18 protein-coding genes are annotated in these 20,947 nt (G+C 68.2%); 14 read left to right on the plus strand and 4 right to left on the minus strand.

The window, feature by feature from the left end; genetic code table 11:
- Positions 1 to 19: 19 nt before the first annotated feature.
- The 9 genes from WYM_RS00635 to WYM_RS00675 all read left to right on the plus strand — a co-directional run bounded on the left by WYM_RS00635 (position 20) and on the right by WYM_RS00675 (position 9,037).
- Positions 20 to 847: an NAD(P)-dependent oxidoreductase gene (locus WYM_RS00635; RefSeq protein ID WP_019178886.1), complete on the plus strand. Its 828-nt coding sequence runs from the start codon at positions 20 to 22 to the stop codon at positions 845 to 847.
- Positions 847 to 1,827, plus strand: coding sequence for a carbohydrate ABC transporter permease (locus WYM_RS00640; protein ID WP_019178887.1), 981 nt, complete (start codon positions 847 to 849; stop codon positions 1,825 to 1,827). Before WYM_RS00635 ends, WYM_RS00640 begins: the two co-directional genes overlap by 1 nt.
- Positions 1,824 to 2,726, plus strand: a complete 903-nt coding sequence (locus tag WYM_RS00645) for a carbohydrate ABC transporter permease (protein WP_019178888.1) — start codon at positions 1,824 to 1,826, stop codon at positions 2,724 to 2,726. Before WYM_RS00640 ends, WYM_RS00645 begins: the two co-directional genes overlap by 4 nt.
- 35 nt (positions 2,727 to 2,761) lie before the next feature.
- Positions 2,762 to 4,084: an extracellular solute-binding protein gene (locus WYM_RS00650; RefSeq protein WP_019178889.1), complete on the plus strand. Its 1,323-nt coding sequence runs from the start codon at positions 2,762 to 2,764 to the stop codon at positions 4,082 to 4,084.
- A 74-nt stretch (positions 4,085 to 4,158) separates the two neighbouring features.
- Positions 4,159 to 5,310, plus strand: coding sequence for a CaiB/BaiF CoA transferase family protein (locus tag WYM_RS00655; protein ID WP_026059434.1), 1,152 nt, complete (start codon positions 4,159 to 4,161; stop codon positions 5,308 to 5,310).
- Positions 5,307 to 6,080, plus strand: a complete 774-nt coding sequence (locus tag WYM_RS00660) for an enoyl-CoA hydratase-related protein (protein ID WP_019178891.1) — start codon at positions 5,307 to 5,309, stop codon at positions 6,078 to 6,080. The genes WYM_RS00655 and WYM_RS00660 overlap by 4 nt, the downstream gene beginning before the upstream one ends.
- The gene (locus WYM_RS20920; protein WP_019178892.1) at positions 6,080 to 6,943 is read left to right on the plus strand and encodes an amidohydrolase family protein; all 864 of its coding nucleotides are present in this window, start codon (positions 6,080 to 6,082) and stop codon (positions 6,941 to 6,943) included. Before WYM_RS00660 ends, WYM_RS20920 begins: the two co-directional genes overlap by 1 nt.
- Entirely contained in the window at positions 6,940 to 7,998 is a 1,059-nt protein-coding gene (locus WYM_RS00670) for a Gfo/Idh/MocA family protein (RefSeq protein WP_157524744.1), read from the plus strand. The genes WYM_RS20920 and WYM_RS00670 overlap by 4 nt, the downstream gene beginning before the upstream one ends.
- Complete coding sequence (locus WYM_RS00675) at positions 7,991 to 9,037, plus strand: Gfo/Idh/MocA family protein (protein WP_019178894.1); 1,047 nt, start codon at positions 7,991 to 7,993, stop codon at positions 9,035 to 9,037. Before WYM_RS00670 ends, WYM_RS00675 begins: the two co-directional genes overlap by 8 nt.
- A 35-nt stretch (positions 9,038 to 9,072) precedes the next feature.
- On the opposite strand, the gene WYM_RS00680 is transcribed toward WYM_RS00675, so the two are convergent.
- The 4 genes from WYM_RS00680 to WYM_RS00695 form a co-directional block, all read right to left on the minus strand.
- On the minus strand, positions 9,073 to 10,395 hold the full coding sequence (locus tag WYM_RS00680) for an extracellular solute-binding protein (RefSeq protein WP_019178895.1): 1,323 nt from the start codon (positions 10,393 to 10,395) through the stop codon (positions 9,073 to 9,075).
- Between the two features lie 34 nt (positions 10,396 to 10,429).
- Positions 10,430 to 11,128 carry an RraA family protein gene (locus tag WYM_RS00685; protein ID WP_019178896.1) on the minus strand — a complete coding sequence of 233 codons (699 nt, stop codon included), beginning with the start codon at positions 11,126 to 11,128 and terminating at the stop codon, positions 10,430 to 10,432.
- A gap of 522 nt (positions 11,129 to 11,650) precedes the next feature.
- On the minus strand, positions 11,651 to 15,445 hold the full coding sequence (locus WYM_RS22440; protein ID WP_157524746.1) for a hypothetical protein: 3,795 nt from the start codon (positions 15,443 to 15,445) through the stop codon (positions 11,651 to 11,653).
- Positions 15,446 to 15,597: 152 nt separating this feature from the next.
- Complete coding sequence (locus WYM_RS00695; RefSeq protein ID WP_019178898.1) at positions 15,598 to 16,182, minus strand: helix-turn-helix domain-containing protein; 585 nt, start codon at positions 16,180 to 16,182, stop codon at positions 15,598 to 15,600.
- Between the two features lie 93 nt (positions 16,183 to 16,275).
- Here WYM_RS00695 and speB point away from each other — a divergent pair, with 93 nt between their 5' ends.
- From speB to WYM_RS00720, 5 genes are all read left to right on the plus strand, one after another.
- Positions 16,276 to 17,226, plus strand: a complete 951-nt coding sequence (gene speB, locus WYM_RS00700) for an agmatinase (protein ID WP_019178899.1) — start codon at positions 16,276 to 16,278, stop codon at positions 17,224 to 17,226.
- A gap of 32 nt (positions 17,227 to 17,258) precedes the next feature.
- The gene (locus WYM_RS00705; protein WP_019178900.1) at positions 17,259 to 17,651 is read left to right on the plus strand and encodes a YybH family protein; all 393 of its coding nucleotides are present in this window, start codon (positions 17,259 to 17,261) and stop codon (positions 17,649 to 17,651) included.
- Between the two features lie 75 nt (positions 17,652 to 17,726).
- Positions 17,727 to 19,121, plus strand: coding sequence for a purine-cytosine permease family protein (locus tag WYM_RS00710; protein ID WP_019178901.1), 1,395 nt, complete (start codon positions 17,727 to 17,729; stop codon positions 19,119 to 19,121).
- Entirely contained in the window at positions 19,118 to 19,768 is a 651-nt protein-coding gene (locus WYM_RS00715) for a cyclase family protein (protein WP_237739258.1), read from the plus strand. The genes WYM_RS00710 and WYM_RS00715 overlap by 4 nt, the downstream gene beginning before the upstream one ends.
- 139 nt (positions 19,769 to 19,907) lie before the next feature.
- Positions 19,908 to 20,936 carry an NADPH:quinone reductase gene (locus tag WYM_RS00720; RefSeq protein ID WP_019178903.1) on the plus strand — a complete coding sequence of 343 codons (1,029 nt, stop codon included), beginning with the start codon at positions 19,908 to 19,910 and terminating at the stop codon, positions 20,934 to 20,936.
- Positions 20,937 to 20,947: the final 11 nt, after the last annotated feature.

Below are 20,947 nucleotides of genomic sequence, written 5' to 3' on the forward strand. Positions count from 1 at the left end.
CGGATTCGAAGGAGAAGCCATGCAAGTCGGATTCATCGGGCTGGGCGATATCGGCATGCCGATGGCGCTCGCCCTCGTCGACCACGGGTTCGACGTGGTCGGGTGGGACCTGACGGAGGAGAAACTCGCCCGTCTGCGCGATGCCGGCGGGAGGGCCGGGGCCGGCGTAGATGATTTCGGCGACTGCGAGGTCGTGTGCCTCGCGGTACCGGACGACTCCGTGGTCGAGTCGATCCTGTTCGAGCAGGATCTTCTCGGCATACTCTCCTCCGGATCCGTGCTCATCCACAGCACCGTTCTGCCCGATACTGTCGACCGGCTGGCGACCGCCGCCGACGGGGGAGTCCAGATACTGGACGCCCCCGTCAGCGGCGGCGCCGCACGGGCCCGAGAGGGATCGCTGACCATCATGGTCGGCGGCGAGCCGAGCGCCGCAGCTCAAGAGGTGCTCGACGCTCTCGGCACGGTCGTTCGCTGCGGGCGCCCCGGCGCCGGGGCGGCGGTGAAGCTCGCGAATCAGCTGTCGATGCTGGCTTCGCTGCAGGCGCTGTACGAGGGTCTGCGCCTCACCGACGCCTACGACGTCGACACCTCCCTGGTCCTGGACACGCTGGAGACGTCCACGGGCGACACCTGGGTGGCGCGCAACTGGGGCTTCTTCGACAAGCTTGCGCGCGCTTACGACGACGCGGGCGTGGAGGTGCGATTCCGGCCGTGGAGCAAGGACCTGTTCGACATGGTTGCGGCGTCGCGCCATGCCGGCACCAGTGCTCCGATGGCCGCTCTCCTCTCGCAGATCCTGGCCGAAGGCGTCGAGTCGCACGCCCGACAGACCGAGGGGGAGTGATGACCCAGGCTGTGCTGACCGATCAGCTGCCGCAGAACACGTTCGGCGGCGACACACTGTCGCCCGACCCCGAGCGTCGCCGCGTCATGCGTCGCAACCGCCGACGAAACGCCCTGTCGGCGTACGGCTTCCTTTCGCCGTGGATGATCGGCATGGTGGTCATCACCCTCGGGCCGATGATCGCGTCGCTGTACCTGTCGTTCACCCGCTACGACCTCATCGGCTCGCCGGCGTGGGTGGGCATGGACAACTACGTCCGGATGTTCGAGTCCGACCCGCGGTACCTGAAGTCGGTCGCGGTGACCGTGACCTACACGGCGCTCAGCGTGCCCTGCATCCTGATCTTCTCGCTGCTGCTGGCGCTGTTCCTCAACCGGGGGATGCGGTTCCTCTCCGTCTACCGGGCGCTGTTCTACATCCCTTCGCTGCTGGGCAGCAGTGTGGCCATCGCCGTGCTCTGGCTTCAGGTCTTCGGATCCGGCGGCATCTTCAACGCCTTCCTCGGGCTGTTCGGCATCGACGGGCAGAGCTGGATCGGAAACCCGAACACCGCCCTGTACACCGTGGTCGCCCTGGCGGTATGGACGTTCGGCAGCACGATGGTGATCTTCCTCGCCGGGCTGCGTCAGATCCCGATGTCGTACTACGAGGCCGCGCAGATCGATGGCGCCAACAGGTGGCAGCAGTTCTGGTCGATCACGTTCCCACACCTGACGCCCGTGATCTTCTTCAACGGCCTGCTCACCCTCGTCAATTCGCTCCAGTCCTTCACGCCGGCCTACGTCATCAGCGGTGGAACCGGCCAGCCCGCCGATTCGCTGCTGCTCTACACCGTGTACCTGTATCAGAAGGGCTTCGTCGACTTCCAGATGGGGTACGCGTCGGCGATGGCGTGGGCCCTGCTCATCGCGCTCGGCCTCCTGACGGCCGGCATCTTCTGGAGCTCCCGCTATTGGGTTTTCTATGGGGAGGACTCATGACCGACACCTATACGATCACGACGGCCAATCGACGTCGTGTGCGGCTCTTCCCCACGCGCCCGACGAAGAACCGGTTGCTCGCGGGGTGGGCCCGGCACGCCGTCACCATCGCGGTGCTGGTGGTCATGCTGTATCCGGTGGTCTGGATGGTCGACGCGTCCTTCCACCCGAACGCCGAGATCGGGAACGATCTGGTCCCCTTCAACGGCACGTTCACGCTGGAGAACTACATCGCCGGCTTCACGGCATCCTCGACGCTGAACTTCGGCGTGTTCTTCATGAACTCGTTCATCATCGCCGTACTGGCTGTGCTCGGGAACCTGTTCGCCGCGACGCTCACCGGCTACGCCTTCGCCCGCCTGGACTTCCCGTTCAAGCGCACCATGTTCGCACTCCTGATGGTCACCCTGCTTCTGCCATACCAGGTGACCATTGTTCCCCAGTACATCCTGTTCAATGAGCTGGGCTGGCTGAACACGTATCTGCCGCTCATCGTGCCGAAGTTCCTCGCGACCGACGCGTTCTTCATCTTCTTGACGGTGCAATTCATCCGAGGGCTGCCCCGGGACCTGGACGAAGCGGCCCGGCTGGACGGATGCGGCAATTTCGGGATCTTCCGGCGGATCATCCTGCCGCTGCTCGGGCCGGCCATCGCGACGACCGCGATGTTCACCTTCATCGCCACCTGGAACGACTTCCTCGGCCCGCGGCTGTACCTGTCGGACACGTCGCGCTACACCGTTCCCCAGGGCCTCGTGCAGTTCGTCGATTCGACCGGCGAATCCTCCCTCGGCGCCCTCTTCGCGATGGCGACCCTGTCCATCGTCCCCCTCATCGCGTTCTTCCTGGCCTCTCAGCGACTGCTCACTCAGGGCATCGCAACGACAGGCATGAAGTGACGCGAAACCCGACACACCAAGAGAAAGCAGAGAGCATGAAATTCCCGCATCGTCTCGCGAGCATCGGCGCCGTCGCCGCTGTCGCAGCGCTCGCCCTCACCGCCTGCGGCGGTGGGGCCGAATCCCCGACCGCAGACACCGGCGAGCTCGGCGAGGTCGGCGGAGAGATCCAGTACGCCTGGTGGGGCGGACCGGCCCGCAACGACAAGACGCAGGCCGTCATCGACCTATACGAGGAAGCCACCCCCGGAGCGACGGTCAAGGGCACGACGTCGGAGTTCGCGGCGTACTTCGAGAACGCCAGCGTCCAGGCGGCGGGCGGGAGCCTGCCCTGCGTACCGCAGATGCAGAACCGACTCATGGCGGACTATGCGGACCGCGGTGCGCTCCTGCCGCTGGACGACCTCGTCGAAGACGGCACTATCGACGTGTCGAACATCCCCGAGAGCGTCCTGGACAGCGCGCGCGCCGCCGACGGCAACCTGTACATGATCCCCTACGGCGCCGCCTTCGGCTCGCTTCTGGTGAACGTCACGGATGTCGAGGAACTCGGGCTGCCGCTGCCTCCCGAGGGCTACGACTGGGAATGGCTCGACGAGTGGCTCTCGGACATCACCGAGAAGACCGGGACGCCGGCGACGGGAATCGTCGGCAACCAGCAGGACGTCCTGGAGGCGTGGCTGCGCAGCCACGGAGCGGACTTCTACGAGGACGGGGCGGTCGGGTTCACCGAGGACGACGTCGCCGAGTTCTGGGACTACGCCGCCGGCCTGCAGGAGCGCGGCGTGTCCATCTCGGCTGAGCGGGCATCGGAGACGACCGGCCTCCCTCTCGAGCAGAACGACTTCAGTCAGGGCAAGCAGGCGACCGTGTTCTGGCCGGCCAACGGCCTGGGCACGGCGCAGGCGACGATCGACCAGGCAGCCCCCGGCCACGAGCTGCAGGCCTTCCCGCTGCCGAGCGGATCGGCCGGCAACGGCAGCGCCTTCTGGCTCTCGGGTCTGGCGATCTCGGCGAAGTGCGACAACGTGGCCACGGCTGCCGACTTCATCGACTTCTTCGTGAACGACCCTGACGCGGCTCTGGTCTACGCGTCGGACAACGGCGCCAACACGCAGACGGAGAACCTGAAAGCGCTGATGGACGACTCGGCCACCTCCGAGGCGAAGAAGTCCGAGTTGGCGCTCTACGAGACGCTGGCCGACGCCGGCGTCGCTCCCACCGTGTACGGCAAGGGCTACGCCACATTGTTCCAGCAGGCGGTGACCCGCTACTACCAGCAGGTCTCCTTCGGCGAGCTGACGGTCGAGGAGGCGGCGAAGCAGTTCACCGCCGAGGCCGAGGGCGCCATCGGCTGACGACGGCCGAGGACGGGACCACCCGGTTCCGTCCTCGGTGGCTCGTCCGCCCGCATCCCTACAAGAGAGAGAACATGGAACCGGTCGCACTCAACGGAATGAAAGTCGTCGATCTCACGCAGGTCATGGCAGGGCCCTTCTGCACGATGCTGCTCGCCGATTTCGGCGCTGATGTGATCAAGGTCGAACCGCCCGGAGGCGGCGACCAGACGCGGCACTCGTGGGGGCGGTCGGGGAAGGGCGATGACGGTCCGGCGTTCTTCGCCCTCAATCGCAATAAGCGCTCGGTCGTGCTGGACCTGCGCAGCGACGCGGGTCGCGCCTCGTTCCTCGAGCTCGTCGCCGACGCGGACGTGCTGATCGAGAACTACCGCCCGGGCGTGACGACGCGCCTGGGCATCGACTACGAGTCCATCAAGGCGCTCAACCCTGGGATCATCTACGCCAGCATCTCGGGCTTCGGGCAGACGGGACCCTACGCCGACCGTCCCGGCTACGACCTCATCGCACAGGGCATGTCGGGCGTCATGGGCGTAACCGGGCACCCGGACGCACCGCCCGCCAAGGCCGGCGTCCCCGTGGCCGACCTCGGATCGGGCCTGTTCTGCGCGTACGGCATCGTCACCGCCTATGTGCACAAGCTGCAGACGGGGGAAGGGCAACGGATCGAGACTTCGCTGTTCGAGGCGGCGCTGGGGCTGACGGTCTGGGAGGCGACGGAGTACTGGGCCAGCGGAGAGGTTCCCGCTCGCACCGGGTCGTCCCACCGGATGTCGGCGCCCTACCAGGCGTTCCGCACGCAGGACGGCTGGATGACGATCGGCGCCAACAACCAGCGACTGTGGGGATTCCTCTGCGCCGCCCTCGGCGTGCCGGAGCTCGAGGCGGACGAGAGGTTCGCGACGAACTCCGAGCGGATGAAGCGCAAGCCGGAACTGGCCGGGATCATCGAGCAGATCCTCGCGGAGCACGACACCGGCTACTGGGTCGACCGTCTGCTCGCCGCCGGTGTGCCTTGCGGGCCGATTCTCGGCTACGACGAAGTCCTGCGGGACCCGCACACGCAGTACCGGGAGATGGTGCAGACGATCCCGCATCCGGTCGAAGGCACGGTCCAGACACTCGGATTCCCGGTGAAGATGAGCCGGACTCCCGCGGTCGCGCGGCGCCATCCGCCGTTGCTGGGGGAGCACCAGAATGAGATCTTCGGCGCGGAAGCGTCGTGAGCGGCTCAGTCTCGGCGACGCGCGATGACGGCGTCGCGACAATCACCCTCTCGCACCCCGAACGGCGCAACGCCATCACGGCCGAGATGTACGCGCGATTCGAATCCGAGCTGCAGGCCATCGCCGACGACCCCGGAATGCGGGCAGTGGTGCTGCGTGGCGCGGGAGGCGCGTTCGCGGGCGGCACCGACATCCGCTGGCTGGAGGATGTCGCGTCCGGTGAGGACGGCGTCGTGTACGAGGCGCGGATGCGCGAGGTGCAGCGCGCCCTCACCGACCTCGACGTTCCGGTCATCTCGGTGGTGGACGGTGCATGCGTGGGCGGCGGGATCGTCCTCGCCGCGCTCAGCGACTTCGTCCTGTGCACGCCCCGCTCCCGCTTCGGGTCCCCGATCGCCCGCACGATCGGCAACACCCTCTCGCCCACCTCGATCCATCGGCTGGCAGCGACCTTCGGCAGGCGGAACACCGCGGAGATGCTCTTCACCGCGCGGCTGTTCGACGCCGAGGAGGCCCGTGCCGCCGGATTCGTCACCGCGGTCCTCGAGGAGGCGCCGCTCGAGGACCGCCTGCACGAGATCCTGACCGCCATCCGCGCCTGCGCGCCGCTTACGATCCGCTCTTTCCGACTCCTGTGGCGGCGCATCGACGCGCAGCTCGGCGCTCTCGAGCATGACGATGTCTACCGCGCGGTCTATGGCAGCGCGGATTTCTCAGAGGGCGTCGAGGCGTTCCTCGAAAAACGCTCCCCTCGTTTCAAAGGACGATGATGACGACAGTCGACTCCCACCACCATCTCTGGCCGCTCGATGCCATCCACCGCCAGCCCTGGCGACCCGCGGACGACGCGGTGCTGCGGCGGGCCTTCGAGCTCGGCGAGTTCGAACGGGCGCTTGACGAGTCGGGCATCGACGGCAGCATCCTGATGCAGTCGGTCGATGCCGCTGACGAGAACCAGCGCCTCGCCGCGTATGCAGCGTCCAGCAGTCGCATCCTGGGATGGGTGGGCTACGCCGACCTGCCCGGTTCGGACCCGGAGTGCGAGGTCGCCGCGCTCGCTGAGCACCGCACCACGGCGGGCGGTGACAAGCTCGTCGGCCTGCGCTGCCTGGTCGGCGACGATCCCATGGCCTGGGCATCGCAGGCCCGAGGACTCGCGGCGCTGCGCTCAGCCGAGGCCGCCTCATTGGTATGGGATGTGGTTCCGATCACCGATGCGCAGGTGGACGCTGTATGCCGCGTGTCCGAGGCGCTGCCCGGGCTGCGGATCGTCGTCGATCACCTCGCGTCCCCTCCTGTCGACGACGACGGAGCGCGGGATGCCTGGATCGAGCGCCTTCGCCGGCTGGCCGCCTCCCCGCAGGTGGCGATCAAGCTCTCCGTGGGCGTGGCAGTCCTCCAGCGCTGGGAGGAGTGGGATGAGCAAGCGCTGCGGCCGTACGTCGATGCGGCTCTGGAGCACTTCGGCCCGCAGCGGTGCATGGTCGCCAGCAACTGGCCCGTGGTCCTCCTCCGGGCCTCGCACGCCGCCGCGTGGCAGAGTGCGCAGGCCTCGCTCGGGGCGCTCGCCCCAGCCGCACGAGACGATGTCCTGGGCGGTACCGCGCTTCGCTGGTACGGGGTCCAGGCATGAGTGCGGCCAGGATCAGGCTCGGGCTCGTGGGCACCGGCTGGGTCGCCGGCCAGCACGTCGCGGGCGCTCAGGGGGTGGCTGCCGGCGATGTCGAGATCGTCGCCGCGTGCGACCCTCGCCGAGCGGTCCTCGACGAGTTCTGCGATCGCCACGGGATCCCTCACCGCTTCGAAACGGCCGACGGGATGATGGCCTCCGGCACCGTAGACGCGGTGGTGCTGCTGACACCGCCCTCCGTCCGATGGGAGGTGATCGCACCGGCCCTCGAGCGTGGTCTCCATGTCCTCGTCGAGAAGCCGTTCGCCCAGTCGGGGCCGGACGCGGTGCGGTTCACCGAGGCTGCGGAGGCGGCGGGGGTCGTCATGGCGGTCAGCCAGAACTTTCGCTGGTTCCCCGAATACTCGTGGCTTGCGTCCCGAGTGCAGCGAGCCGATACAGGTCGCACCGACTTCCTGGAGGCACGCACCTTCCAGAATCGTCCGCAGGCTCCGGGCGTCTGGCGCTCCGAGGAGGCGAAGCTGGAGATGGCGATCTTCAGCGTCCATCTCATCGACAGACTGCAATGGCTGGCGCCGAGCGTTCCGACGAGCGTACGCGCGCTCACACGCCGCCGGCGAGGGAGTGCCATCTCGGGAGAGCAGTTCAGCTCCTTGCTGGTCGAATTCGCCGACGGCATCGTCGGGTCGGTGACCTCGTCCTGGACCAGCCGCGCGCTGCCGTCGAACACGTTCCGCATCGACACCGACACGGGCTCGGCTGTCGTCGAGCGATCGCTGCCGATGTCGGGGACCGCGCGAGGAATCGCCGCATTCGGCGGTGAGGAGGAGCACATCGACTTCGCCGAGACGGCCGACGGCGAGCACGCCGCCGTGTCCTACGGCTCCAGCGCTGTCGAGTTCGCGCGAGCGATCCAGGAGCAGCGAGAGCCGGCTCACAGTGCGCGGAACAACCTGCGGACGATGGGCATCATGGAGGCGGCGTATCGGTCGGCATCCCGCGGAGGTGCACCGGTGACCCTCGAGGAGGTGCTGTACGGGCACCCTGCAGATGGCTGACGGCTCGCAGCGCACCGTCGCCGTGGCCCTGGTCGGCCTCGGCAACAGTGGGCGGCACTACCATCTGCCGCATATCCGGAACGACCCGCGCTTCGAACTTCGGGCGGTCGCCACGGCGACCGGTGGTCCGGCTGAGACGTTCGGCGTGCCCTGGCACCGGGGCTGGGAGGGTCTCCTGGAAGACCCGGGGATCGAGCTGGTGGTCATCGCCACCCCGCACCACCTGCACCACGGCATCGCCGCCCCATTCCTCGACCGCGGGGTGAGCGTCCTCGTAGAGAAGCCGCTCACGGTCACCACGGCCGAGGCCGACGATCTGCTCAGCCGCGCGACGGCGTCCGGTGCCGTTCTGGCAGTCCACCATCAGCGACGCTGGGAAGAGGACTTCGTCGCCCTGAAGGAACTCGTGGACCGTGGCGACATCGGGGTGCCGTGGCGTGTCGTCGCATCGCGGGGTCATCAGAACCAGTACGTCGCGTCCACGCCCGACCGCCCGCATGCCGGCGACAGCGTGCTGGAGTGGACACGGTCCCGGCGCTATGGAGGCGGGGTGATGCGCGTCATCGGGCCCCACCCCGTCGACCACGTCCTGCAGTTGGCGGCGACGCCGCCGCAGTATGTCTCTGCGCGCGTCGCACACGAGGGCGGTGAAGACGTCGAGAGCTGGGCCGGTATCGAGATCGACTTCGGCCGAGCGCTTTCGGGTCGCGTGGAGGTCTTCCGGCGACAGGGGCCACCGGTCCCGCGTTTCGCGGTGTGGGGCGACGAGGGCGCCGCGGTGGCGACCGACGGCACGCGCATCCTCGTCCGCCCGCACCGCGGTGCCTCCTTCGAGGTGGACCGGCTGACCGCCCCCGGCGTTCTCGGGGAGCAGGTGTACGACGATCTCTTCGCAGCCGTTCGCACAGGCGCCCCGCTGCGCGCCACGGCTGCCCAGGGTCGCGCTGTCGTGCGCCTGATCGAGACCGCGGAGCAGTCCGCCGATCAGCAGGGCGCGTGGGTCCAGGTGAACGACCAGAAGGCTCCGAGGCCTCTATAGAGGCCTCGGAGCCTTCGATCCGGCAGTGCTCGACTTCAGCCGAGCGTGCCCTCCGCCTCCGCGATGAACGCATCGGCGGCGTCCTCGACCGAGAGCTCACCGAAGGAGACCTGCTGGTAGTAACGGGCCAGCGCGTCCAGGAACACGCTCTGATACCCCTTGCCGTAGACGACCGGGGCGATGTCGGCATCGGCGAGGTACGCGTACAGCCTCAACTCGGTCTTGCGCGTGTCGGGGATGTCGGGGCTGTCCAGCAGCGCTTCGAGATTCGCCGTGTTCGTGTTGGCTCCGTTGTCGGAGGCGTACACGAGGGCGGCCTCCTCGTCGTTGACGAAGAAGTCGATGAACGACGCCGCCGTGGCGACGTTGTCGCAGTCTTTCGAGATGGCCAGACCCGACAGCCACAGGGCGTTCCCCGGTCCCGCCTCACCGCTGGGCATGACGACGGCAGTCAGCGCGGTGCCCGGCGTCACCCCTTCGATCGTCGCCTGGGCGCTGGACAGACCGTTCGCGGGCCAGAAGAACGTCGGCTGCTGCCCCTGGCTGAACGGCTGCTGCTCGAGAGGAACGCCAAGCAGTTCCGAGCCGCGCTCGGCGCTGATGGTCACGCCGTCCTCGCGCAGCGCTTCACTGTAGTTCCAGAAGTCGACGAGGGAGTCCTTGCCGAATCCGAGGCCGCCGTCCTCGCCGTAGAGGTTGTCCCCCTGGCTGCGCACCCACGCCTCGAGCTGGTCGTCGTTGCCGCCGAAGAGATCGATCGCGGGGGTGCCCGACGCGTCGACCAGCGTTGACAGCCAGTCCGACAGCTCCTCCCAGTCGTACCCGTCCTCGGGGACGGATTCGCCCCACTGCTCCACCTGCGTCTCGTTCACCAGGAGCGCGCCGAAGGCGGCGCCGTAGGGGATCATGTACAGATTCCCGTCCTTGCCCCGGCCGCTGTCGAGCACTCCCTCCGGGATCTCCGACACATCGATCACCCCGCTCTCCACCAGATCGTCCAGTGGTCGCAGCGCGCCGCGGTCGGCGTAGTCCGCCATGACGCGGTTCTGCATCTGCGGGATGCAGGCGAGGTTGCCGCCCGCCGCCTGCACGCTGGCGTTCTCCCAGTAGGCGTTGTACTCGGAGGTGGTGCCCTTCACGGTCACCTCCGGGTTCGCAGCGGTGTAGAGGTCGATGACGGCCTGCGTTTTCTCGTTGCGACCGGTGCCGCCCCACCAGGCGTACTGGATCTCGCCTTCGACGGCGCCGAGATCCGCCGTCGGCTCGGGTGCCGCCTGGCCCTGACCGCCGGCGCAACCTCCGAGCGCGAGCGCACCCACCATCGTCACTCCCACGGCCCACGTCTTCGTGTTTCTCATGGTGTTCGCTTCCTTTTCGACCCGAGCCGGGCGCTCAGGCGATCTGCACTGTGTCGTCGAGCGCCCAGCCGAGCTGCTCGTACATCTTGCGGCGGCCGCGCTTGTCGTTGTCCGCCTCCTGCCTCGCATACTTCGCCACCTCTTCGAGGTGCTGCTCGGGAACGATGATCACTCCGTCCCCATCACCGACCACGAGGTCGCCGGGGTTCACGCGCTGTCCGCCGATCGTGACGGGAACGCCGTGCTCGAGGTACTCGATCCGGCCCTGCGTCATCGTCTGGCTGATGTGCTGAGCGAAGACCGGGACGCCCTGCAGCCGGCACTCGTCGGTGTCGCGCACTCCGCCGCTGGAGACGACGCCCTGTGCCCCGAACGTGAGGAACGCAAGGGTGTTGTTGGATCCAAGCTGGCCGACACCGAGGTCCGGTGCCTCGATCACGACCACGTCGCCGCGCGAGATCTCCGCCTTGTACGGAGAGATGTGCCGCGATCCGTACCAGTGCGCGTATGCCCAGTCCGTGTACTCGTCCGCGGTCATCGGCGGCGCTTGCTCGTGCGAGGCGACCAGGCGCACGGTCAGGGCGGGGCCGGCGATGCGCACCCCGGGGAAGAGCGGCCGGATCGATTGATCCACCGAGCCCTTGCTGAACAGCCCGATCCAGTCCAAACCGTCACGCACGTCCGAGACGCGGAGGCCCGCGTACAGTTTCTCGATCTCTGCGTAGTCCACCATTGCACTCCTTTGTGACCACCGGAACAAATAAAATCCGATCGGATTCGGGGTTACGGTACTGCGGTTCGCGCAGTCGGTCAAGGAATGGATGCGTTAATTCGCCAATCTGCGCCGCGTATCGATGCACGATTCCTATCGGATCAGACCGACATCACACCTTGTTCGACTCAGATCAGAGGGTGGTCCGCGTCAAGGGTTGGCGTTCGCCGCCAGATTCGATCGGATCTCTACTGCAGGGCACTGCTCGAGCGCGTACTCCGCTGAGCGGCTTCGAATCCAACCGGGCGCGACGCCTGGTCGGCGAAACGGTGGAGGAGGCGCACGGGCCTCGGTAGGGGACGTTGCGCGGCATCCATCACCGACTCGGCCGAGGCCGCCGACCTCGAGCTCACCGCTGACGAGGTGAGCCGTCTGTCGGAGTCGGTCGGGATCTTCGACTGATCTCGCGGCGAGCCGACCGAACGGCGAAGGGCCGGATCGCCGCCGCAGCGACGACCCGGCCCTTCCGGCGCGGTCGTACGGCTAGCGCACCGCCACCGTCACCGGCTTCGATGCCGTCTCGCCTCGGGCGTTGGTGAACACCGCGAGGAGCGTGTGCGTGCCGGGCGCGATCCCCGTGAGGTCGACGGTCGCGCGCTGCGCGTCGGGCGTGCGGGCGACGAGGTCTCCCGACCCGACGACGACGCCGTCGAGCTCGAACCGGTACGAGGTCGCGTTCGTGCCCCACCACAGGTTGGCGGTGGCGGTGAACGAGCCGTCCTTGTCCCAGTTGTCGTGCGAGACGACGGGCACCGCGGGGGCCGCGTGCACCACCTTGACCGTTGTGGAGGTCGTCGCCGTCGTGCCGCGCGCGTTGATGAGCTCGCCGGTGTAGACGTAGGTGCCGTTCGGCTTGCCCTCGAAGCTGACGCCGGTGGTCTGCGACATGCCGGCCGTTTCGGGAAGGGCGCGCGTCTCGATCAGCTCGCCGTTCTCGTACAGCCGGAAGATGCTTCCCGGCGCGCCCCACCACAGGTTCATCACGACGTCGTAGGTGCCGTCGTGCAGGCCGTATGCCCGCCCGCTGGTGTTCGACAGCGTGCCGCGCCCCGGCGCGGTGGTCGCGGCATCCGACCGAACGACCAGCACACTCGACGACGATTCGCTGACGAGCCCGGCGTGGTTGGTCGCGGTCGCCGTGATTCGCACATCGCCGAAGAGGCCGAGCTCGGCGAAGTCGATCGCCGCGTCCGGGGCGACCTGCTCGTCGCCGATGGCCACGACGAGCGAACGGATGCCGCTCTCGGGGTCCTCCGCCGATACCGCCAGCTGCAGCGGCTCGTCGGCCACGATCGTGCCCGTCGGCAGGCCGTCGATGACCGGCGCGGTCTCGTCGGCGACAGGAGCGCCGACGTAGCTGATCGACGGCGCCGGCGCCTCGTCCATGCCTGCGCCGATGAAGAACGACGGGTGCGGCGGCTGGTTGTAGGCCGAGTTCTGGCTGGCGACGGCGAGCCGGTACTGCGAATCGTGCATCAGCGTCGGGATGCGCACGTCCGTCGCATCCGTCGTCGTGTAGATGCGGATGCCGCTGCCACTGTCGAGGCGCACGGCGAGCTCCTCCCGCCAGTCGCCGAACAGGTCGGCCTGGATCACCGGGTTGCCCTTCGTGGTGTTGTTCGTGAGGGTCCCGTCGAAGCGCTCGAGGAGCACCTGTTCCTGCGCGGCCGGGTCCCACTTCGAGATCGTGGGCACGCCGGAGCTCGTCGTCGCGTCGTAGTCGTGGTCGGTGATCTCGCGGGTGAGGTCACCGTCCCACCAGGTGAGGAAGTTCGCCGCGGGGATGTCGGTCGACAGCACCGCGCCGTCCGCCGCGTTGAGGGTGCCGACGCGCGAGTTCCACGCGTAGTCGCCGCCGATGTTCCATGCCTCGGCGCCGGGAGAGCCCGGGTCGATGTCGGCGGCCGCGCCACGACCGGTGTCGCGGTTGCCGGAGTTCGACCAGATGATCTCGCCGGTCTCGGCATCCCGCATCGATGCGACGATGCCGCCGTTGCCGCTCGGACTCTCGTGCACCGCATACGTCTCGAGGCCCGGACGGTCGGTGACGAAGTCGCTGACGTGCAGCGCATCGCCGTGGTGCAGGCGCGTGTTGTACAGCGGCGTGCCGTCGTTGTCGATGGTCATCGAGCCGAAGACGATCTCGTCGAGCCCGTCGCGGTCGACGTCGGCGGAGACGAACTGGTGATTGCCCTGCCCCTCGTACTGCGCGCCGGCCTCGTTCGAGTCGAACGTCCAGCGCTGAACGAGCTGACCGTCGACGAGGTCCCACGCCACGATCACCGAGCGGGTGTAGTACCCGCGGCTTGTGATCAGCGACGGATGCTCCCCGTCGAGGTAGGCGACGCCTGCAAGGAAGCGGTCGACGCGGTTGCCGTAGCTGTCACCCCACGAGCCGACGCTGCCGCGCCCCGGAAGGTACTCGACGGTGTCGATGGCCGCGCCGGTCGGGCCGTCGAAGACAGTGAGGTACTCGGGCCCGCTGAGGATGTAGCCGCTCGAATTGCGGTGATCCGCGCTCGCGTCGCCGATCACGGTCCCTGCGCCGTCGACCGTGCCGTCGGCGGTCTTGAACGCGACCTCGGCCGCACCGTCGCCGTCGAAGTCGAACACTTCGAGCTGCGTGTAGTGGGCCCCGGCACGGATGTTCACGCCGAGGTCGATCCGCCACAGGCTCGTGCCGTCGAACTTCACAGCCTCGGCGTACACCTTGCCGGTGTAGCCGGACTGCGAGTTGTCCTTCGCGATCGACGGGTTCCACAGGAAGATCAGCTCGTACTCGCCGTCGCCGTCCACGTCGCCGACGGTGCCGTCGCCGGGCGCGTAGGTCACCGTGTTGCCGTCGGGGAGCGTGGCATCCGCCGGCTTGTCGAGCGGAATGTCGCGGTAGTTCTGATCCCACACGCCGAACTCGTCCGTCACCGAGACCTCGCGGTCGCCGATGTGGGCGGTGATGAGGTAGGTCGACTCGCTCGTGCCCTCGGCATCGAGGTGATTCGTCGTGTCGGTGACCGGCGAGTCGGTGATCTTCGCTCCGTCGCGGTAGATGTCGAAGGCGAGGTCGCGCGCGTCGAGACCGAGCAGGCGCCAGCCCAGGTAGATGCCGTCATCGGTGCTGACGGCGACGGGGGAGCGGTCGAGGTACTCGGCCTGCCGCACGAGCGTCGTCGCGATCTCGGTGGCGAACGCCTCGCTCGCCTCGCTCGATCCGCCGGCGTTCTGCGCGACGACCTGGTAGAGGTAGGGCCGCGTGGTCAGCACATCGGTGTCGGTGAAGCTCGGCTCGGAGACGGTCGCGACCTGCTCGAACGGGATGTCGGCCCGGGTCGAGCGGAACACCTTGTACTGCACCACCTCGGCTGCGGCATCCCACCCGATCGTCACGCTGTTGCGCTCGATCGCCGTCGTGGCGAGGCCGGTCGGCGCGGCTGGCTTGACGACGGATTCGTCGATGACGGATGCCTCGACCCGGTCGCCCGGCCGCGACACGCGCTCGCCGACGACCGTGGCCACGGCGTAGTCGTACGACTCGCTGAGCTCGACGTCGGTGTCGGTGAAGGTCGGAGCGTCGGCCGGATCACTGGACGCGTCGACCCGGCCGATTTCGGCGAGCTCGCCGTCGGGCTCCGAGCGGAAGACCGCGTAGCCGGTGGCGCCCGCGACCGGCTGCCACGTGAGAGAGACCGCCTCGGCCGACGCGTCGACGGTCGCCGCGAGCCCGGCCGGAGCAGCGAGCGGTGTCTGCACGCGAATGCCGTTGATGCGTCCGTCGCCGCCGCTGACGCGGATGTTGAGCTGCCCGTCGGTCACGGCGACCGCGGGAAAGAACTCCTCATGGATCGCGCCGGACGAGGTGCGCGGTCCCGAGAAGGCGGTGCCCTCGACGTCGAAGCTCGTCGCGTTGCCGGCGATGAGGTCGCCCGCCCACGTGGTGACTTCGTACGTGCCGTTCGGCACGTCGACCGCGAAGGCCGCCGTGTTGCCGATGGTGAAGTCGCGTGCCATGTGGTCGTCGCCGCCGCGATCGCGGAAGCCGTTCGCCGCCGGCGCCGTGGTGAAGCCATATCCTTGCGAGGCCGAGTAGGCCGTGCCGGGATGCACGCCGAGCCAGCCCTCGGCGACCGGCGTGGAGGGCCCGCCGAAATCGAACGAGAAGTCGACCTCGTCGGCCGCGGCTGCCGGCGTCGCGGCGAGGAAGGCGCTCGACGCGACGAGCGCGCAGGCGGTGGTTGCGGTGATGAGCGTTCTCAGTCGCTGGGGACGACGAGTGGATCGCACGGAATCTCCCTTGATCGTATGATCCGGCACGACCGCCGTGGTCATGCCGGAAAGCGTTTCCCGATGAAACGTTTTCTAGCCTCCTTGATCCGCGCTCCCACGTCAAGATTCCGATGGCGACTCGGGTGCGTCCTGAAGGACGTCCGGCCGAGTCAGGCGGACCCGCTCCAGGGCGCGGGCACGATGATCCACACGACTGTCGCCGGCTTGTCACCGTCCACGCGCCAGGTATGCGGTTCGCGGCCGGGAAAGGTGAGCGCATCGCCGGCGCTGAGCGAGATCGAACGGTCCGCGAAGCGCACGGTCATTCGTCCGTCGATCACGTGCAGCACCTCGACTTCGCAGTTGATCGTGTACAGGTCCGATCCACCGTGCGCGTCGGGCTCGAGCTCCGAGCGCAGAAGCTGCACACGGTGCTCGCCGCGTGGTGACATGAGGCGTTCGTCGGCGTGCACTCCGCCGAGATTGATACGCGGGGCGTCGGCGTACGACACCTTCTGCACCTCGGGCTCGGTGAAGAGGGCGCCGACGGGCAGTGAGAGCACCTGACACAGCTGCACGAGCGTCGACACGCTGGGAGAGGTCTCATCGCGCTCGACGCGGCTGAGGAACCCCTTCGACAGGCCGGTCGTCTCGGCGAGCTGTCCGAGCGACATTCCCTGGCTGGTGCGTGCGGCGCGCAGCTTCGCGCCGATCGGCGTGGCGTTCGCGTCGGCGTCCGGATGAATGGCGCGCAAGGCGGCTCCTGGCTGGCGTCCTACTTGACGGCGTGTGGTCCTGAGCGTAGCTTGTGGCCACGGTTTCCTATAGAGGATCGAGGGTTGTCTCTTATGCAACAGAGTCCGACAGAACCGCAGGGGCCCGTCGACGCGAGCGTGGTGCCGCGCTTCGCGGGGATCGCGACCTTCGCGCGCCTGCCGCGTCTCGACGAGGTAGGACGGGCAGACGTCGCGGTCGCCGGCGTGCCCTTCGACAGCGGCGTGAGCTACCGGCCGGGGGCCCGATTCGGCCCGTCGCACGTGCGCGAGGCATCGCGGCTGCTGCGTCCGTACAACCCAGCGCAGGACGTGTTCCCCTTCGGCGCACAGCAGGTCGCCGACGCCGGCGACCTCGTCGCGAACCCGTTCGACATCTCCGCCGCTGTGGCGGAGATCGAGGCCGGCGCCCGCGAGCTTCGCAAGAGCGCCGACCGACTCGTCGTGGTCGGCGGCGACCACACGATCGCGCTGCCGCTGCTGCGCGAGGTGGCTGCGCAGCACGGACCGGTTGCGGTGCTGCACTTCGACGCTCATCTCGACACCTGGGACACCTACTTCGGAGCCCCGACGACCCACGGAACGCCGTTCAGACGCGCGTCGGAGGAGGGACTCATCGACCTCACGGCGAGCATGCACGTCGGCATCCGTGGCCCGCTCTACGCCAAGAGCGACCTCGAGGATGACGCCCTCCTGGGCTTCGCGATCGTCACGAGCGAGTTCGTCGAAGAGTACGGTGTGCCTGCCGCGGTCGAGCGCATCCGCTCCCGCATCGGCGACAAGCCGCTGTACATCTCGATCGACATCGACGTGCTCGACCCGGCGCACGCTCCCGGCACCGGGACTCCCGAGGCCGGCGGTCTCACAAGCCGTGAGCTGCTCCGGATGCTGCGCTCCCTGGCCGATCTGCGCATCGTCGGTGCAGACGTGGTCGAGGTGGCGCCCGCGTACGACCACGCGCAGCTCACCGCCGTGGCCGCGAGCCACGTCGTGTACGAGCTGCTGAGCGCGATGGTGCCGCGGTAGGCAACGTCCGTTATCGACTCCGAAGGAGAAGCATGACAACCCCCGACCCGGCAGCCGTCGAGGCGGCGGCGTCCGCCATCGTCGACGCGTTCGCCGCCACCGACGCCGAGCGCTATTTCGCGGCGTTTGCGCCCGATGCGACGTTCGTGTTCCACCCTGAACCGCACCGCCTCGACGATCGTGCGGAGTACGAGCACCTGTGGGCTGAGTGGGTCGCGAGCGGCTGGCGGGTGACGTCCTGCGCATCGAGCGATTCCCACGTGCAGGTCTTCGATGGCGGCGCGGTGTTCACGCACACCGTCGACACGTCGGTGCAGACGGCCGACGGCCCCGAGTCGTACCGCGAGCGCGAAAGCATCGTGTTCGCAGCCGACGGCGATCGCCTGGTCGCCGTCCACGAGCACCTTTCGCCCTTTGCCGGCTGATCTCACCGAGCAGGCCCCGGAAGCGCCCCGAACTGCAGCAGCCCGACCCGAACACCCGAACCTCTGAGGAGCCCGATGATGTCGCTCTACACCCGCCTCGAGCAACGGCTCGAGGCTCAGTCCGACGACGCCGGCCCGGTGCGCGGCACGTACTCCACCGGCCGCCTCTTCATGATCTGGCTGGCGGCAAACCTCGTCGTCACGACGCTGCTGACCGGAACGCTGTTCATCCCCGACGTGCCATACGGCCTCGTGCTGCTGCTGATCGTGGGCGGCACCGTCGCGGGCGCTGCCGTGCTGGTCGCGGTCGGCACCATCGGCCGCCGCACCGGCTTGCCGACGATGGCGCTGACACGCGGCCCGTTCGGCACGAGAGGAAGCCTGCTGCCCGTCGCGGCGAACGTCATCATTCTCATGGGGTGGAGCTGGGTGCAGGCGATGCTCGCCGGCATCGCGCTGGATTACATCGTGATGACCTTCACCGGGTTCTCGAATCCGGTGATCTTCGCGGTGCTGTGCCAGACCATCGTGGTGATCCTGGCGATCTTCGGTCACGCCGGCGTCGCGCGTGTCGAGCCGTGGTTCGCTGTGGTCATCCTCGCGATCGCCGCGTACATCTTCGTCGTGGCGTTCATCTCGTTCAGTCCCGCCGAGTACGCAGGGATCGCCGCGCCTGCCGAGCCGTTCTACTCGCCGGGTCTGGTGTTCGACGTCGTGCTCGCGACCGCCATCTCGTGGACCGTGCTCTCCGCCGACTTCAACCGCTTCGCCGGCAGCACGCGCGCGAGCGTCATCGGCTCGGGCGTCGGCTACACGCTGTCGACCGTCATCTCGATGTCGCTGGGCGCCACCGCGATGGGGTACGTCATCCTGAGCGGCGGCGACGCGATCCCGTTCGACCCGGTGACGATCATCGCGCCGTTCGGCTGGGTGTTCGGCGTAGCGATCTTTCTGTCGGTCATGGCGACCAACACGATGGTCGTCTACGGCATGGTTACGACGGTGGTCAACGCCCTGCCGGGCAGGCGCATCCGGTTCCTGCCGACAGCGATCGTGGTGGGACTCATCTCGATCATCGGCGCCACGTTCTTCGGGCTGCTCGCGCAATTCACGACATTTCTCGTGACGATCGGGGCGCTGTTCGCGCCTATCTTCGCGATCATGATCGTCGACTACTACGTGATCAAGCGCAGCGCATACGACCGCGACATCCTGCGACCGACCGGCGGCCGTTACTGGTACATCGCCGGCATCAATTGGCTCGCGATCGGTGCGTGGGTGATCGGTGCGGTGCTCGCGTATGTGTGGGCGTACGTGTGGCCGCTGCCGTTCGGCTCGACTGCTCCGGCCTTCGTCGTGACGTTCGTGGTGTACCTGCTGGTGTCATGGCCATCGCGGTCTCAGGGCACGGTCACGCGGGTCGGCAATCTCTCCGACGAGACGGATGCCTCGGCAACCGTGAAGGCATGATGCTGCGCGACCTGAGTCACCCGATCCGCGACGGCATGATGGTCTATCCCGGGGATCCCGGGGTGTCCATCGGATCAGCTCTTTCCCTGCAGTCGGACGGCGTCGCCGTGGCGCGACTTGATATGGGTTCGCACACGGGTACCCACGTCGATGCTCCGGCCCACACGGTGCCCGGCGGCCGCACGATGTCCGACGTGTCTCTGGACGAACTGGTGGGCGACGCGATCGTGCTGCGCGTGCCGGGTGCCGCCGTGAACGCGCGGTACGAGTGGGGCGACTTCGACGTCGACGGCGGAATTCCCGAGTCGCTGCCGGCGATCGTGATCATCGACACCGGCTGGGCGCAGTGGTTCGGCGACGAGCGTGCGCTTCGGCATCCCTCACTGGATGCCGATGCGGCGCGCGAGCTGTTGCGGCGAGGCATGCGAGTGCTCGCGGTCGACACGCTGAGTCCGGATCCGACGGATCGCTCGAACGGCGCCTTTCCCGTGCACGAGGTGGTGCTGGGCGGCGACGGGCTGATCGTCGAGAACGTGTGTGGGCTGGAGGGTCTGCCGACACGCGTACGGGTGGGCTTCTTCCCGTTGCGTCTCGAGGGTGATGGCGCGCCCGTCCGAGGAGTGGCGTTCGACGAGACCAGGCGCTGACCCCTCGCTCGAATCGCCGAGCGCGCAACCGGCCGTCAGGGTTCGCCGCCGTCGCCTCGTGGCCAGCCTCGCCTCGAACTGGCCACGGACCGGCGCGCGTCCCGGAAATGTTCCCCGCGACCAACGCGTTCCCTTTCGCATGCGATCGATCGTCTATTCCCGCACCGGCAGCTCGTCCGTTCTCTCCCTGGAGGAGCGTGAGCCCGGCAACCCCGGGCCGGGCGAGGTCCGAGTGAAGGTCACCGTCTCGGGCGTCAACCCGACGGATTGGAAGGCGCGGGCCGGCAGCGGTGCGAAGTCGGCGTTCGACGAGGTGGTGCCGAATCAGGACGGCGCGGGTGTGATCGACGCCGTCGGCGAGGGGGTGACCGGCCTCGCGGTCGGCGACCGCGTGTGGCTCTACCTCACCCAGCACCAGCGTCCGACCGGCACCGCGCAGGAGTACACCGTGATCCCGGCCGAGCGGGCGGTGAAGCTCCCTGAAGGGATCGGCTTCGACATCGCCGCCAGTCTGGGCGTTCCGGCGATGACGGCGCACCGGGCGCTCACCGTGCACGAGTTCGGGCCGGCGCGACTGTCGCGGGGGTCGCTCGACGGGCGTGCGGTGCTGATCGCCGGGGGAGCGGGTGCCGTCGGGCACGCCGCCATCCAGCTCGCCGCGTGGGCCGGCGCGAACGTCATCGCGACGATCTCGAGTGACGAGAAGGCCGCGCTCGCGCGAGCTGCGGGTGCCCACCACATCGTGAACTACCGCACGGAAGATGCCGCGAAGCGCATCGCCGAGATCTCGCCGGACGGCGTCGACCACATCGTCGAGGTGTCGATCGCGCAGAACGCCGCACTCGACGGAGAGGTCATCGCCAACCACGGCTCGATCGCGTACTACGCCGACAACGGTGGCGAGGAGGCCACCATCCCGCTGCGTCCGACCTTCGCGAAGAACGTGCGCATCCAGGGGCTTCTGCTCTATACGGTCGGTGAAGCGGCGTTGTCAGCCGCCGTCGAAGACATCACCGCCGCCCTGGGCGACGGTGCGCTTCCGGTCGGCGAGAAGGCCGGGCTCCCGCTGATCTGGTTCCCGCTGGAAGAGACCGCTGCGGCCCACGACTCCGTGGAGCACGGCGCCGTGGGCAAAGTGCTCATCGACGTCTCCGGCGACAACCGCTGAGTGCCACCTGT

It is taken from the genome of Microbacterium yannicii PS01 (assembly GCF_000304335.1).
GTDB classification, from domain to species: domain Bacteria; phylum Actinomycetota; class Actinomycetes; order Actinomycetales; family Microbacteriaceae; genus Microbacterium; species Microbacterium yannicii_A.

Bases quoted from the DNA above. Each gene is read 5' to 3' on its own strand.
- WYM_RS00645 (WP_019178888.1), top strand. From the start codon at position 1,824: ATGACCGACACCTATACGATCACGACGGCCAATCGACGTCGTGTGCGG.
- WYM_RS00675 (WP_019178894.1), top strand. From the start codon at position 7,991: ATGGCTGACGGCTCGCAGCGCACCGTCGCCGTGGCCCTGGTCGGCCTC.
- WYM_RS00650 (WP_019178889.1), top strand. From the start codon at position 2,762: ATGAAATTCCCGCATCGTCTCGCGAGCATCGGCGCCGTCGCCGCTGTC.
- WYM_RS00715 (WP_237739258.1), top strand. From the start codon at position 19,118: ATGATGCTGCGCGACCTGAGTCACCCGATCCGCGACGGCATGATGGTC.
- WYM_RS00640 (WP_019178887.1), top strand. From the start codon at position 847: ATGACCCAGGCTGTGCTGACCGATCAGCTGCCGCAGAACACGTTCGGC.
- WYM_RS00680 (WP_019178895.1), bottom strand. From the start codon at position 10,395: ATGAGAAACACGAAGACGTGGGCCGTGGGAGTGACGATGGTGGGTGCG.
- WYM_RS00670 (WP_157524744.1), top strand. From the start codon at position 6,940: ATGAGTGCGGCCAGGATCAGGCTCGGGCTCGTGGGCACCGGCTGGGTC.
- WYM_RS00710 (WP_019178901.1), top strand. From the start codon at position 17,727: ATGATGTCGCTCTACACCCGCCTCGAGCAACGGCTCGAGGCTCAGTCC.
- speB (WP_019178899.1), top strand. From the start codon at position 16,276: ATGCAACAGAGTCCGACAGAACCGCAGGGGCCCGTCGACGCGAGCGTG.
- WYM_RS00635 (WP_019178886.1), top strand. From the start codon at position 20: ATGCAAGTCGGATTCATCGGGCTGGGCGATATCGGCATGCCGATGGCG.
- WYM_RS00655 (WP_026059434.1), top strand. From the start codon at position 4,159: ATGGAACCGGTCGCACTCAACGGAATGAAAGTCGTCGATCTCACGCAG.
- WYM_RS00685 (WP_019178896.1), bottom strand. From the start codon at position 11,128: ATGGTGGACTACGCAGAGATCGAGAAACTGTACGCGGGCCTCCGCGTC.
- WYM_RS00705 (WP_019178900.1), top strand. From the start codon at position 17,259: ATGACAACCCCCGACCCGGCAGCCGTCGAGGCGGCGGCGTCCGCCATC.
- WYM_RS00720 (WP_019178903.1), top strand. From the start codon at position 19,908: ATGCGATCGATCGTCTATTCCCGCACCGGCAGCTCGTCCGTTCTCTCC.
- WYM_RS20920 (WP_019178892.1), top strand. From the start codon at position 6,080: ATGACGACAGTCGACTCCCACCACCATCTCTGGCCGCTCGATGCCATC.